Source organism: Lactobacillus sp. ESL0703, from assembly GCF_029433435.1.
Lineage (GTDB): Bacteria > Bacillota > Bacilli > Lactobacillales > Lactobacillaceae > Lactobacillus.
This window is the reverse complement of the sequence record NZ_JAQTIB010000001.1, coordinates 393,213-408,281: the sequence shown is the minus strand read 5'-3', so window position 1 is coordinate 408,281 and position 15,069 is coordinate 393,213. Positions and strand designations below refer to the sequence as shown.

At 40.6% G+C, this 15,069-nt stretch carries 14 protein-coding genes; 10 read left to right on the top strand and 4 right to left on the bottom strand.

From position 1 onward, the window contains the following. Positions 1-24 precede the first annotated feature (24 nt). The 9 genes from PT278_RS01770 to PT278_RS01730 all read left to right on the top strand — a co-directional run bounded on the left by PT278_RS01770 (position 25) and on the right by PT278_RS01730 (position 9,261). Complete coding sequence (locus PT278_RS01770; protein ID WP_277129734.1) at positions 25-720, top strand: 5'-methylthioadenosine/adenosylhomocysteine nucleosidase; 696 nt, start codon at positions 25-27, stop codon at positions 718-720. After that, entirely contained in the window at positions 721-1,869 is a 1,149-nt protein-coding gene (locus PT278_RS01765) for a cysteine desulfurase family protein (protein WP_277129733.1), read from the top strand. 48 nt (positions 1,870-1,917) lie between these two features. Continuing rightward, positions 1,918-2,259, top strand: coding sequence for a DUF1831 domain-containing protein (locus tag PT278_RS01760; protein ID WP_277129732.1), 342 nt, complete (start codon positions 1,918-1,920; stop codon positions 2,257-2,259). Positions 2,260-2,265: 6 nt separating this feature from the next. Further along, entirely contained in the window at positions 2,266-3,390 is a 1,125-nt protein-coding gene (mnmA, locus tag PT278_RS01755; RefSeq protein ID WP_277129731.1) for a tRNA 2-thiouridine(34) synthase MnmA, read from the top strand. Positions 3,391-3,496: 106 nt separating this feature from the next. Continuing rightward, the gene (locus PT278_RS01750) at positions 3,497-4,156 is read left to right on the top strand and encodes a histidine phosphatase family protein (protein ID WP_277129729.1); all 660 of its coding nucleotides are present in this window, start codon (positions 3,497-3,499) and stop codon (positions 4,154-4,156) included. Further along, the gene (locus PT278_RS01745; RefSeq protein ID WP_277129728.1) at positions 4,157-4,789 is read left to right on the top strand and encodes a tetratricopeptide repeat protein; all 633 of its coding nucleotides are present in this window, start codon (positions 4,157-4,159) and stop codon (positions 4,787-4,789) included. It begins immediately after the preceding gene. After that, a complete protein-coding gene (locus PT278_RS01740) occupies positions 4,782-7,151 on the top strand; it encodes an ATP-dependent RecD-like DNA helicase (RefSeq protein ID WP_277129726.1) in 2,370 nt (789 codons plus the stop codon). The genes PT278_RS01745 and PT278_RS01740 overlap by 8 nt, the downstream gene beginning before the upstream one ends. Before the next feature lie 12 nt (positions 7,152-7,163). Next, positions 7,164-7,550, top strand: coding sequence for a DUF1828 domain-containing protein (locus tag PT278_RS01735; RefSeq protein ID WP_277129725.1), 387 nt, complete (start codon positions 7,164-7,166; stop codon positions 7,548-7,550). A gap of 136 nt (positions 7,551-7,686) precedes the next feature. Beyond that, on the top strand, positions 7,687-9,261 hold the full coding sequence (locus PT278_RS01730) for an APC family permease (RefSeq protein ID WP_277129724.1): 1,575 nt from the start codon (positions 7,687-7,689) through the stop codon (positions 9,259-9,261). Between the two features lie 42 nt (positions 9,262-9,303). Here PT278_RS01730 and PT278_RS01725 read toward each other — a convergent pair whose 3' ends face one another. The 4 genes from PT278_RS01725 to def all read right to left on the bottom strand — a co-directional run bounded on the left by PT278_RS01725 (position 9,304) and on the right by def (position 12,928). Continuing rightward, positions 9,304-10,239 (bottom strand): YegS/Rv2252/BmrU family lipid kinase, encoded by a 936-nt coding sequence (locus tag PT278_RS01725; protein WP_277129723.1) that lies wholly within the window; start codon positions 10,237-10,239, stop codon positions 9,304-9,306. Between the two features lie 47 nt (positions 10,240-10,286). After that, positions 10,287-11,966: a ribonuclease J gene (locus tag PT278_RS01720; RefSeq protein ID WP_277129722.1), complete on the bottom strand. Its 1,680-nt coding sequence runs from the start codon at positions 11,964-11,966 to the stop codon at positions 10,287-10,289. Positions 11,967-11,972: 6 nt separating this feature from the next. After that, positions 11,973-12,197: a DNA-dependent RNA polymerase subunit epsilon gene (locus PT278_RS01715; protein ID WP_277129721.1), complete on the bottom strand. Its 225-nt coding sequence runs from the start codon at positions 12,195-12,197 to the stop codon at positions 11,973-11,975. A gap of 176 nt (positions 12,198-12,373) precedes the next feature. Further along, positions 12,374-12,928: a peptide deformylase gene (def, locus tag PT278_RS01710; protein WP_277129720.1), complete on the bottom strand. Its 555-nt coding sequence runs from the start codon at positions 12,926-12,928 to the stop codon at positions 12,374-12,376. A gap of 258 nt (positions 12,929-13,186) precedes the next feature. Between def and typA the strand changes: the two genes are divergently transcribed. Then, complete coding sequence (gene typA, locus PT278_RS01705) at positions 13,187-15,028, top strand: translational GTPase TypA (RefSeq protein WP_277129719.1); 1,842 nt, start codon at positions 13,187-13,189, stop codon at positions 15,026-15,028. Positions 15,029-15,069 lie beyond the last annotated feature (41 nt).

The following is a 15,069-nucleotide window of genomic DNA, read 5'->3' as shown; positions in this document are numbered from 1 at the left end:
ATAAAATTTTATTTGAGGATAAAGATGAAGATAGCAATTATTGTCCCAATGGCAATTGAGGCAGAATATTATCGTAAAAATTTTCACTCAGGTAACAAAGAAATGTTCGGATCAACCGTATTCGAGCATTTTTGCGTTAAAGACAATGATATTTACTTGGGCTTGAGTGGAATTGGCAAGGTACAAGCAGCAATGAACTTGGCAAGCCTGCTAAGCAATGTTGATATTGATTTAATCTTGATGACGGGAACTGCTGGCTCACTAGCTGCTGCAGTTCACAAGGAAGACTTATTATTAGCGGATTCGTTTACTTATCATGATGCGCATAATACCTTGGCTGGTGATTACGTTGAAGGACAAATCCCGGGAGAACCGGCAGAGTTTAAATTAACCTCGCCAGCTAGAGAAAATTTCAAGCAATTCTTAATTGAGCAAAAGGTACCGTTTAAAGAGGGTTTGATTGTTACTGGGGATGCCTTTATTGGTTCCGATGTCCAAAAAGATGCGATTAAGCAGAATTTCCCTGAAGCCTTAGCCGTAGAGATGGAAGGAGCTGCCTTTGCGCAGGTTGCTTACCATTTTAATAAGCCGCTGATAGCTTTGCGGGCAATTTCTGATAACGGTAATGATGATGCAAATGAAGATTTTGACGAATTTGCTCAAAAAGTTGGTGCTAAAGCTGCTAAACTAATTTGTGCTTATTTAGAGAAGATGAATTAAATGCAAGAAATTTATTTAGATAATGCGGCAACTACACCAATGTCACCGCAAGTTATTGATGTTATGACCCGCGAAATGAAAAGCAATTTTGGTAATGCATCTAGTACTTATGAATTGGGGCGTCAGGCCCGTCGTGCAGTTGACCGTGCTCGCAGTCAAATAGCTGCGGCGATTAATGCGGAAGATAGTGAGATTGTCTTTACCTCGGGTGGTTCGGAAAGTAATAACACGGCTATCTTTGGTGTGGCACACAGCCGGCAAAAGATTGGCAAGCAGATTATTACGACGAAGATTGAGCATCCATCAGTTTTAAACCCGATGCGCCAATTAGAGCGTGAGGGGTATGATGTTACTTACTTAGACGTTGATGAGACCGGTCATATTTCGCTTACTGACCTGAAAAACGCGCTGACACCCGAAACAATTCTGGTATCAATTATGGCCGTGAATAATGAAGTTGGCAGTATTAATCCATTGGCAGAAATCGGCGCAATTGTGGCCGACAGCAACGCTTATTTTCATGTTGATGCCGTTCAGGGCTTGGGCAATATTGACCTTGACGTCAAAGAAATGCAAATTGATCTATTATCAACTTCTGCACACAAGATTAACGGACCAAAGTTTTTGGGCTTTTTGTACGAAAACAAGCAAATTACCTTGCCGCCATTAGTCTTAGGCGGTGAGCAGGAAACTAAACGGCGGGCTGGTACAGAAAATGTGCCGGCAATTGCGGGCTTTGGTGAAGCCGTTAGTGAAATTGCGGCAGTTGATAAAGCCGTTTTACAGGCAAAGTATGCTCATTGGCAAGAGATGATTTTGCAAGAACTTAATCAAGCTGGTGTCGCATATGAGATTAATGGCGGGTGCGGTGAACATGTGTCGCATCATGTGCTTAATTTGCGAATTAACGGTGTCAGCACGACAATCTTGCAGGCAAATCTTGATTTAGCTGGATTTGCGGTTTCGGGCGGTTCTGCCTGCACAGCGGGTTCACTTGAACCTTCGCATGTTTTGGTAGCCTGCTTTGGTAAAGATTCGCCGCGTGTTAACGAATCAATTCGGATTTCTTTTGGGCGGTATAATACTGATGAGGAAGTAGCTGCTTTTGCACAAGAATTAAGCAAAATTGCTCGTAAAGTACAAAAATAATTGCTTTCTTTGGCACATTAACTTATTATAAGTAAGTGAGGTAAAATTATGGCAAATACAGTTGTAATTAATGGCGATCAGCGTAAGTTTACACTTAGTCCTGATTTAAAGCTTTATGCGTTGATTGATGCCGGTTTTGTTAAAACCGCTAAGGGCAATTATAATTATGAGCACCCGCTTTATAATGATTCCCCTTATGATGCACCAACTAAACTTAAAATGACGATTGACAAGGACATGACGCGGTTAACGATGGTGGTAACTGACCGTAATGGCTTGCAGAAGGTAAATATTTTTAAGAACAAGCAATTGGCGCAAACAGTAGAACTGTTGGATTATATTTTAAAGGATCTCGAAGAGCGCAAAATTATTGTTCCAGTAAAGGATTGATGAAGGTTGACAGAAAAAAAGACAAGAGTCGTTGTCGGCATGAGTGGTGGTGTAGATTCATCTGTGTCCGCCCTGCTATTAAAGGAGCAGGGCTATGATGTCATTGGCGTCTTTATGAAAAATTGGGACGACACTGATGATGCTGGTGTTTGTACAGCAACCGAAGATTACGATGATGTTAAAAAAGTAGCGGATCAAATTGGCATTCCATATTACTCAATTAACTTTGAAAAAGAATATTGGCAACGAGTATTCGAATACTTTTTAAGTGAATATAAAAAAGGCCGCACACCTAATCCAGATATTATGTGTAACAGCCAAATCAAATTCAAATCATTTTTAGAATTTGCTTTGAACTTAGATGCCGATTATATTGCCATGGGTCATTATGCTAAAACAGTTACTGACGCAAACGGTGTTGCTCATATGATGCGACCAAAAGATGGCAATAAAGATCAAACTTATTTCTTAAGTCAACTGAGTCAAAAGCAGATTAGTAAGGTTATCTTTCCACTAGCAAACTTGACCAAGCCGCAGGTACGTGAAATCGCAATTAAGGCAGGCTTGGCAACGGCTAAAAAGAAGGATTCAACGGGAATCTGTTTTATTGGTGAACGTAATTTCCGTAAATTCCTGAGTGAATTTTTGCCAGCTAAGTCTGGTAAGATGATTACGCCAGATGGTAAGGTTGTTGGCGAGCATGCAGGTCTGATGTATTATACAATTGGTCAGCGTTCGGGCTTGGGTCTTGGTTCAACCAAGGAGTCAACTGATCCGTGGTTTGTTGTTGGTAAAGACCTAGAGAAGAATGAATTGATTGTTGAACAGGGTTACGATAGTGAACTATTGTATGCAACTAAATTAGAAGCTAGTGATATGTCATTCTTTACTGGTCAGCCAGATCATGACTTCAAGATCCATTGTAGTGCGAAGTTCCGCTATCGCCAGTGTGATGTTGGCGTGACTGTTGAATATCATGCCGAGCAAAATACTGCGACAGTTTACTTTGATGAACCAGCTCGGGCAGTAACTCCAGGACAGGCACTCGTACTTTATAATGGTGAGGAATGTCTTGGTGGGGGCAATATTGATGCCGCATACCAGGAAGACAAGCAATTACAGTTAGTTTAATTTGATTTAAAAGAGGAAGGCACAATTTGCTTTTCTCTTTTTCTTTTACCTTCATTAAATGATAAACTAGACAAGTAACAGCAATAGAAAAGAGATAAAATTACTGATGCAGATTTATTTTGTACGGCATGGGAAGACTGAGTGGAACCTTGAGAAACGTTTTCAAGGCGGACAAGGAGATTCCCCACTATTGCCGCAGAGTCTAATTGATATTAAAAAACTGGGGCAACATCTAAAAAACACCAAGTTTTGGGCAATTTATTCTAGTCCTTTAAAGCGGGCCTTTGCGACTGCACAGGGAATTGATGATGCAATGAATGCGCAGTTGCCAGTGATTATTGATGAACGTCTGCGTGAATTTAATTTAGGTGAGATGGAGGGCATGCAGTTTGAGGCTGCCCTAAAAAAGTACCCAGCACAAGTTGATGATTTGTGGCACCATCCTGATTGGTATGATGGGCATGCAATTAATGGTGAGGATTACCCAGAAGTTATTGCTCGCGGGCAAAATTTTGCAAGTAGTGTTGCTCAGAAATTTACTAACCCAGATGATAAGGTGTTAGCAGTTAGTCATGGGGCTGCTCTTTCAGCAATTATGGGCGGTCTGTTAGGCTTTTCTCTTAAAAATTTACGGCAAAACGGCAGTCTAAATAACACTAGCTTGACGATTTTAGAGACAAGTGACCAGGGACAGACCTGGCACTCATTAATTTGGAATGAAACTGACTTTTTAGACCGCAAACTTTCAGAAACGGACGCATTATAAATGGCAAAACAGGACAAACATCAAGCAGATATTGATCGTAAAATTCATCAATTAATAGCTAAAATTGATCGCGAGCCGCAGAATCCAGATAATTATTTGCAGCTAGCAACTTATTTATTAAATGAAGGCAGCTTTGCTCAAGCAACACAGTTATTGGAGCAGGCCAAGCAGCTAGTTAAAAAGCCGCAGGATCTAGATTATGATTTGGCAGTATGCTACTACATGCAGGGAAATTTTGACAAGGCATTGGCGTTACTTGACCAAATTCCTAATGATGATTTAGTTTTATACCAAAAGGCCTTAGTCTATCTTAAAATCGGTCAAAAGCAAAAGGCTTTAGCCTATGCGTTAACAATTAAGCAGATTGATAATCGCGTGCGGGAGTTATTAGGAGATATTTGGCTTAGCCTTGGGGAATTAAAGGAGGCGCGCACGATTTACGAACAAATTCCAATTCCTGATAGAAGTGCCAAAGTTAACTTTTTGCTGGGAATTACGGTTTTAGAAGATGACCGCAAAAAGGCCCAACAATTTATGCAAATAGCGAAAAAACAGGACCCTAAATATTATCAGCAAGCACTCGACCAGTACGCATCAATTCTTAAATTAGTTGAGGATAACGGTAATGACTGAATTTGTAGGCAAGATTAACGGTATTGTTTTTGAAAATAATCAGGACCTATACAAAATTCTTGATGTGACAATTAACGGTAAGTTAGATGATTACGACCGTGATGAGATTAAAGTCACTGGCAATTTTGGCGAGGTACAGATTGGCGGGACCTACCAATTCTCAGGCAAATTGGTGGTTCACAACAAATTTGGATTGCAGTTCCGCTGTGATAGCTACCAGCAGGCCTTACCACATGAAGAGGGAAGTTTAAGCCGCTACTTGAGCTCAAATAAGTTCCCCGGAATTGGTAAAAAGGCTGCTAATACAATTATTGCTGAACTGGGCGTTAATGCCTTGGCAGTACTCAAAGAAAATCCGGCTAAGATTGCGACGCTGCCTTTGACCCAGAAGCAAAAAGATAGTTTGCTTGCTGGCGTGAATTCAATGGATTCTTATTCAGAGATTATTTTGAAGCTGACGCAATTTGGCTTGAATAAAAAAGTCGCCAGTCGTCTATATCAAATTTATCATGGTGAAACGTTGACCAAGCTGCAGGAGGATCCGTATGCTTCAATTGATGAAGTCACAGGTTATGCCTTTAGGAGTGCTGACCGCATGGGGCAAGAACTGGGGATTTCAGTTGATGACCCACGCAGAATTAACGGTGCAATTTTTCAGGTTTTGCTTGATGAGTTAAGTAAAGCCGGGAACACCTATATTAACTTAGCCCAATTATTGACGGATACCAGCAAGCTTTTGCAAATCAATCAGTTTGATCCAATTGCTAATTGTGTGAATCAGCTCCAGCATGATGGCAAGGTAGTTGTTTCTGGTGAAAATGCGGCCTTGCAAAATATTGCCCAAACAGAAAATGATATTGCCTTAACCATGAAAAACTTGATTGAACGACGCAATGAGCAGGATGAAGATGAGCAATACAGTGATCGCGCGGTTAAAAAAGCAATTAAAAAGGCCGAAAAAGAATTAAAAATTAAGTATGACGATACGCAAAAAGCGGCCATCAAAAACGCTTTAACTAATCCGATTTCAATTTTGACAGGTGGACCTGGTACTGGTAAAACGACAATTATTAACGGAATTTTATTGGCTTTGCGTGATCTGGCAGAGATACCTTCTTCTGCTCTATACAGCAGTGATCCGCCATTTTTATTAGCTGCTCCAACCGGTCGTGCCGCTAAGAGAATGGAAGAGATCACGGGCATTACTGCTAAGACAATTCACCGCATGTTAGGAATGGGAATCGGCGAAAATGATACCGCTGACCTCAATGAACTTAATGGTGAGATTTTAATCATTGATGAAATGTCGATGGTTGACATGTTCTTGTTCAAGCAGCTTATTTCTAGTATTAATCAAACTAAGCACGTTGTCTTTGTTGGTGATAAAGATCAGCTGCCGTCAGTTGGACCGGGGAATGTCTTCAGTGATTTAATTAAGTCGCAAGCATTACCAACAACTGTTTTAACCCAAATTCACCGCCAGGGGGATGACTCAAGTATTATTACCTTGGCACATGATATTAATGAGGGCACCGATCAAGATGCCATGTTTCAAAAAACCAAAAATTATTCGTTCATTTCTTGTCCGCCGCATGAGATTGGCCATGTTGTCAGTCAAATTGTTGAGCGGGCCTTGCAAAAGTTTAATCCGGACGACATTCAGGTTCTTGGCGCAATGTATCATGGTGAGGGCGGCGTCACCAACCTGAACAATTTAATCCAGGAAATCATGAACCCAGCGAAGCCTGATAGCAAGTATCTTGAAGTTCATGATGAAATCTTTCGGATTGGCGACAGAATTTTGCAGCTGCAAAATAATCCGGAAAAAGATATTTATAATGGTCAGATTGGGAAAATTATTTCACTTGATACCAAAAATTCTCAAAAATGTATGACAGCAGACTTTGATGGGCGCGAAGTTAACTTTAGTAAGAAGGATTTGTTTGACCTAACGCGGGCTTATGCCATTACAATTCATAAGTCGCAGGGGTCAGAATTTCCGTTGGTCATTTTAAACTTAACGATGCAGAATTATGTGATGCTTAAGCGAAATTTGTTATATACGGCAGTGACGCGGGCAGAGAAGAATTTGGTTTTGGTTGGTGATCCGCGTGCCTACGTAATGGCACTCAATACTTCGGGTAATGACCGCAAAACGGGTTTGACTGCCAAATTGCAAAAGTTACTTGGACAAGAATTAGGTAAGGATGAAGTCGTTGATGAATTAGCGCCAGCGGCGGAAACTAACGGTGAACAGAATAAGCAGCCGCAAGATTATATTTTGACGCCAGAATTGATTTATTCTGGTGAAATTGATCCGATGATTGGGATGCAGGGCATTAAATTAACATCACGAACATAAAAGAGGTAAATAATGGTAAAAGAATTAGCGAACCAGTTACAACTTAACCAAGCAATTGGCGATTGGGTGGCAGCACACACTGGGGTGACAGCTGTTAGCAGTGACACTTTGGAGGTGGCAACAACGGCGATCGACTCTTATGGTGATACAGTATATTGTTTCGTCCAGCAAGTTGGAGAGCAATATATAGTCACCGATGATGGTCGGATGCTGTTTAAACTTGATCCTGGGATCGGTGATGCAGATTTATATGAAGCAACTGCTGAAATTGCTTTAGGTTCAGGTTATGATTTTAATGAAGAAAATTGTGAAATTTCTGTCCAGGTTGAACAAGAAAATTTGGCTCAGGCAATAGTTAAGTTAGCTCAGCTGCAAGTTGCAATTTCATATTTAGGTTAAAAAGTGGTGACCATTCAGGTTGCCATTTTTTGATTGGTTGCGGTTACCTTAATTCTTCTACTTGACATTTATACTAGAAGGGGCAAAATTAATTTTATGAAATGGGGTAATAAAAATTAAAAAACAGAAAATTGGGTTGGTATCACTGACTCTTTTATCATTAGGCTCGATTATTGGCTCGGGTTGGCTATTTGGTGCCGGAGAAGGTGCGCATTTAGCGGGACCCGCGGCCATTTTTTCTTGGTTAATTGGTGCAGTTATCATGGGCTTTATTGCTATTGTGTATACTGAAATGGGCACCATGTTTCAACAGAGTGGGGGCATGAGCCGCTTTGCCCAATACACGCATGGGTCACTGCTTGGCTTTATTGCGGCATGGGCTAATTGGGTTTCGCTTGAAACGATTTTGCCGATTGAGGCTGTGGCGGCAGTCCAATATTTGAGTTCTTGGCCATGGCCGTGGGCGAGAAGTTTTCACCAATTAATGCATCACGGACAAATCACAGGCATTGGCTTGTTAGTCGTTTTTGCTTTTATGGGGATTTTTACCTGGATAAATTATTATTCCGTTAACTTGATGGCGCGCTTTTCTAATACTATTACGTGGTTTAAAATTATTATTCCAACGTTAACCTTTATCTTGTTGTTGGTGTCAGGCTTTAATGGTCATAATTTGGCATTAACGACAACTAATTGGTTTCCTAACGGGACAGCGCCAATTCTGACGGCAACTACTAGTGCGGGAATTATTTTTTCTTACGATGCCTTTCAGACGGTTATTAACCTTGGCAGCGAAATTGAAAATCCGCAAAAGAATATGCGACGGGCAATTATTATTTCGCTAGCAATCAGTGCCTTGCTATATACATTGTTGCAATTCACTTTTGTAGCCAGCATGCCGCATCATTTAATTCAGGTAAAAGGCTGGTCAGGAATTAATTTCAGTTCACCATTTGCCCAGTTAGCAGTGTTATTGGGGCTTAATTGGTTGTCAATTTTGCTCTATATTGACGCCTTTGTTTCCCCATTTGGGACAGGAATTGCTTTTATGGCAACTACGAGTAGATCACTTGCCGCAATGGCTGAGAACAAGCACTTGCCAAAATTTTTGACGAAGCTGGATTCTAAATATCACACGCCGCATAAGGCAATGCTGGCAAGTTTAATTGTTAGTATCATTCTGGTAACCTTATTTCCTAATTGGGGGCAATTGGCAAGTGTGATTGCTACCTCAACGTTAATTGCATATTTAACCGGTCCGGTTTCAACAGCGGCTTTACGTAAGTTGGCGCCTAAGTTTTACCGTCCGATTAAGTTACGTAACTTAAATATCTTAGCACCGGTAACCTTTGTGTTAACTAGTTTGGCAGTATATTGGGGACAGTTCCCAACTACTTGGGAAGTAATGTTAGTCATTTTGGCTGGCATGCCAATTTATGCTTACTATGAGTGGAAGAACAATGACCACCAGTTTAAACAGGCGCTGCAGGGCAGTTGGTGGCTCATTAGTTATTTGATAGTTATGGCAGGATTATCCATCTTGGGCGCCAAGGAATTTGGCGGCTTAAATTGGCTGCATTATCCTTGGGACTTGGTAATCGTTGCTTTAATTAGTATTGGCTTTTACTATTGGGGCGTCCGCAGTGCTTATGCTGGGCCCGATTTGGAAGAAGCAGCTAAAATTAACCAAAAGGCCCAAATAGAAGAATAAATAAAAAACATTATCGTAATTACTAGTTACGATAATGTTTTTTTACTTTAATAAATTAAAATGGCTGACCTTTAGTTTTAAATTAAAAGTGCGCTGATTAATTTCTTCACCATCCACTTGAGCAAACTCCTTTTGTTTGGTTTTAACAATGATTTCCTTGGCTTCAATATAATGAAATTGGGGATCGTTGATGTGCGAACCATCCTTGAGCAGGTGATAGAGCAGCTTAAGCAGTTTAGGGATACTGAACTTTTCAACGACAATCGTATCAATACGGTGGCTTGTCAGACTGGCACTTGGCAATAGCGGGAAGCCGCCGCCGAAGTATGGTTGGTTAGTTGTTGTCACTAAAAAGGCATCATCAAATTGCATTTTTTGGTTAGCACTACGAACTTCAATGCTAAAAGTATCTTGACTGCGTAATGCACGCAAAATGTTGGCGCCGTAAATCAATTTGCCTTCATGTAACTTATTTAGCATTTCTTTTAATTTAGAATGATTACTAAAATGATTAACAGAAGCATCAAAACCGATGCCGAAGCTGTTGGCAAAATAACTTGGCTGATCCTTATATCCAGCTAATTGAAATTTACCGCAGTCAATCTGCAGGGGCACAGGGCTTTTTTGTAAGCTATGCAATAATTTTTCTGGATCAGTTGTTAGTTCAGCCGCGCGGGCAAAATCATTGCCGGTACCAGCAGGCAAATAGGCAAACGGCGTCTCAGGATTAGCGGAACGCTTGATACCATTTAGTACTTCGTTGAGCGACCCGTCGCCGCCGATAATTAGTAAGACATCTTCAGCTTCATGCTTTTGATTACTGTAATCTTGGGCTAATTTAATTAATTCACCAGCATAAGTGCTTTTTTGAAAGCTAAAATTAATGTTGGCATCAACTAATAGTTGTACGAGGCTAGTAAAACTTTTCTTGCCTTGGCCATTACCAGCTGTTTCATTAACTAGCAGGTGTAATTTCATTTTATTACTCATCTTTATATACTAAAAAAGCCCCTTAGGGCTTTTTATTATTTCTTTTCAATAATCATTGGCAGGATCATTGGCCGTCTTTTGGTTCTTGAATATAAAAAGTCAGAAAGATTTTCAACAATTGCCTTACGGATAACACTGTCCTTAGGATGATCGGTCTTATCCATTTCTGATTTAAGCACATGGTAAATGTGCTTCTGAGCCTGACTAATCAGGTCCGTTGATTCACGCATATAGACAAAACCACGACTTAAAACATCGGGTCCAGCGAGAACGCGCTTGTGCTTGTAATCAACAGTTGCTACAGCTACCACGAGACCTTCTTCAGACAGAACTTGGCGGTCATGAACCACGACATTGCCGACATCAGCAGTACCTGACGTATCAACATAGACATCGCCTGCTGGAACATGACCAGCAATTCTGGAACCTTCTGGACTAAAGCAGAGCACCTCACCGTTTTCCAAAACAAAAGTATGGTCTGCAGGAACCCCAGCAGCTTGCGCCAATTCTGTATGAATAACTTGCATACGGTATTCGCCGTGAACCGGAATCATATATTGTGGATGGGTCAAGCGCACCATCATTTTTAGTTCTTCTTGACCGCCGTGTCCGGAAGTATGCACGTTGTTAACCCGGCCGTGAACAATATTAGCTCCGCCTTCCATCAACTTGTTAATTAAGTGGTTAACACTCAAAGTATTACCAGGAATTGGATTAGAGGAGAAGATAATTGTATCTCCCGGCTGCAGACTAATTTGTCTGTGGGTACCGTTGGCAATCCGCGAGAGGGCAGCTAATGGTTCTCCTTGCGAACCGGTACATAAAATCATCGCCTTATCAGCAGGAGTGTGGTTAATTTCATTGGCATCAACAATCAGGCCCTCAGGAACATTTAAGTAGCCGAGGTCAATCCCGTTTTGCACGCCATTTTCCATACTACGACCGAAGATAGCGACTTTACGTCCCGTGTCAATTGCAGCTTGAATGGCTGTCGATACCCGATAAAGATTGGAAGCAAATGTGGCAAAGATAATTCGCCCATGAATTCCAGTAATAATATCGTGCAGTGACTTAGCCACAAACCGTTCGGATTTAGTAAATTGAGTAACTTCCGCGTTAGTTGAATCGGAAAGAAGGGCTAAAACTCCTTCTTTGCCTAACTTAGCCATCTTTTGGAAGTCTGGTGCTGGTTGGTTCATTACGGGTGTTAAGTCGAACTTAAAGTCCCCAGTAAAGACAACTGCACCTAGTGGCGTATGAACAGCAATTCCTAATGTATCAGGAATTGAGTGGGTAGTCCTAAAGAACTCAACAGATAACTTCTTGAATTTTAGAACAGTATCTTCATGTTCTTCGTGAAGTTCAGTAGTTCTTAGAATACCGTGTTCTTCAAGCTTGCCCTTGATTAAGGCCAAGGCAAATGGGGTGGCGTAAACCGGAATTTCTGGAATTTTTTCTAGTAAAAAGGGAATACCGCCAATGTGGTCTTCGTGCCCGTGACTGACAACTAATGCCTTGATTTTTTTGCGGTTCTTAACTAAGTAAGAATAGTCTGAAATGACATAGTTGATTCCTAATAAATCATCTTCTGGAAACTTAATCCCACAATCCATGATGACAATTTCATCTTGGTATTGGACACAGTACATATTTTTGCCGATTTCATGCAACCCCCCGATTGCAAAAACGGCAACTTCATTATTTTTAATGCGCACGGAAAACTACTTCTTGTTCTCAAACGACGTTAATTTAAAATCAGCGTGTTCTTTTTCGTAATCTAATGAATTACCTGCAAGTTCTTGGATGAGTTCAATGTTGTAGGGGGTATTTTCCTCAACCAATGTTCTGGCACTAACCAAGTTGTCAGCTTCCATGTAAAGAGTTTCGGTTGTTTCTCTTCTTGGGTTAACAACCTTGTCTTTTTGATACAAAACTTTGTAGATCATCTTTGTATTCTCCTATTCAGTTATAAAAACGTTCTTAAGATGAATATTTATGAAAATATTCAATAGCTAATAAAAATTCTACCATAATTGCAATAGCAAGTATAGAAACAAGTTCCAATTAATTAAGCAAAAAAGCCGTCAAACAGGCATTGGCGGCTCCTTGTCTTTTAACTTAACTAATAAATAACAACTGTATCTTCATCTAATTTAAATGGATCTTGCTTGTCGATACGGTCATAAAAGAGGTGACCGCGTAAGTGTTCAATTTCGTGGGAAGCAACAATTGCTGGGTAATCCTTTAAGCGGATTGTCTTTTCTTCACCGTCAACAGTGTAGTAATGAATCTTTAACTTATCAGGACGAGGAACATAACCATCGATTACCTTGTCAACACTGAGGCAGCCTTCGCCTTCACTAAGGCAAGCTTGGCGAACAGATTCAGACAAAATTTCAGGATTGACGAAAGTCTCCTTAAAAATAATTTCGCCTTTTTCATTTGGCACAAGCAAGGAAGCCATTTGGACACTTTCACCAACTTGCGGTGCAGCAAGACCAACGCCAGCACGCAATTGGTGCTTTTTGGCAATCTTAGGATCTTGCGAATTAATCAGGTATTCCATCATCTCGTCAGCTAACTTGCGATAATGGTCACTAAGCGGAAAACTCAACGGTTGCGCTACTTTACGCAATACAGGATTACCATCGCGGGTAATATCTTTCATTAAAATCAATTAAATTCACTCTTTCATCTAAAAGTTCTATATCTATTTTTACCATAAATCTGGTTTAATTGTCTGACTTTTATTCTATACTATTTTTCAATTTTGAAAAAGAGGGATAAACGTTGACCTGCATATACTTAGGTGGTAAAATCAATGAGCGTAACTACACAGATATTAAAAACACTTCGATCAGCATGTTTTTTAGCGTGCCGCCGAAACTGTGACCAAGTCACAGTTTTTTTATTGAGGAGTGGAGGAGGAATACTTTTGTCAGAAAAAAGAAGAGACGATATTAGAAATATAGCTATCATAGCCCACGTTGACCATGGTAAGACTACTTTGGTTAACCAATTATTGAAGCAATCCGACACTCTGCCTGAGCATATGGCTTTGGAAGACCGGGCAATGGATTCAAACGATATTGAACGTGAACGTGGTATTACTATCTTATCTAAGAATACTGCAGTTAAATATGGTGATACAACCATCAACATTTTGGATACGCCAGGACACGCCGACTTCGGTGGTGAAGTTGAGCGAATCATGCACATGGTTGATGGGGCATTACTTTTGGTTGATGCCTACGAAGGTACAATGCCGCAGACTCGTTTCGTATTGAAAAAAGCTTTGGAAGCTGGTGTTAAGCCAATCGTTGTTATTAACAAGATTGACCGTCCTGGTGCTCGTCCGAAGCAAGTTATGGATGAAGTATTGGAACTCTTTATCGAATTAGGTGCCAATGATGAACAGCTTGACTTCCCAGTTGTTTATGCTTCAGCTTTGAACGGTACTTCTTCATATGAAGCTGACCCAGCAACCCAAAAAGAAACAATGGATCCAATTTTTGATACCATTATCAAGGCAATTCCAGCTCCACTTGACAACATTGATGAACCATTACAATTCCAAATCACAATGCTTGATTGGGATGACTATGTTGGTCGAATTGGTGTTGGTCGGATTTACCGCGGTCAAGTTAAAGTTGGCGACAACATCACCGTGATGAAGCGTGATGGCTCAACCCAAAACTTCCGCGTTACTAAGCTCTTTGGTTTCTTCGGTTTGAAGCGTAATGAAATTAAAGAAGCTAAAGCTGGTGACATTATTGCCATCAGCGGAATTAACGATATCTTCGTTGGTGAAACAATTGCTTCAGCTGAGAATCCAGAAGCATTGCCATTACTTAAGATTGATCCACCAACTTTGCAAATGGACTTTGTTGCTAGTGATTCACCATTTGCCGGCCGCGAAGGTGACAAGGTTACTCCTAAGAAACTAGAAGACCGTTTGATTAAGCAAACACGGACTGATGTTTCTTTGAAGGTTGAACCAACTGACCAAATTAACGCTTGGACTGTTTCTGGTCGTGGTGAATTGCACTTGTCAATTTTGGTTGAAGAAATGCGTCGTGAAGGCTTTGAATTACAACTTTCACGGCCAAAGGTTATTTACCGTGAAGTTGACGGTACAATGTGTGAACCATTTGAAGCTGTTCAAGTTGATACTCCAGACGAATACGTTGGTTCAGTTATTGACTCATTGTCACAAAGAAAAGGCGAAATGCAAAACATGACCTCAACTGGTAATGGTCAAACTCGTCTTGACTTCTTAGTACCATCTCGTGGCTTAATTGGTTACAACAACGAATTTATGTCACAAACTGGTGGTTATGGTATCATGAACCACAGTTTTGATTCATACAAGCCAGTTGTTAAGAACTGGGAACCAGGCCGGGTAAACGGTGCCTTAGTTTCAATCAGTCAAGGTAAGTCAACTACTTACTCATTGCAGACTGTTGAACAACGTGGTCAATTGTTTATCGGTGCTGGTGTTGAAGTTTATGAAGGAATGATTGTTGGTCAATCTTCTCGTGATCGTGACATCGCAGTTAACGTTATTAAGGGTAAGAACTTAACTAACACTCGTGCTGCTGGTAAGGACCATGCCGCTGCTATTCATGCACCTAAGAAGTTAACTTTGGAAGAAGCAATTGAATTCTTAAATGAAGATGAATATTGTGAAGTAACTCCTGAATCAATCCGTCTTCGTAAGAAGATCTTGAACACTTCAGAACGTCAAAAGGCTGACAAGAAGCGTAAACGTAACTAATTAAAGTTTAATAAATTCAAAAAAAGAGCATTCACTTGATG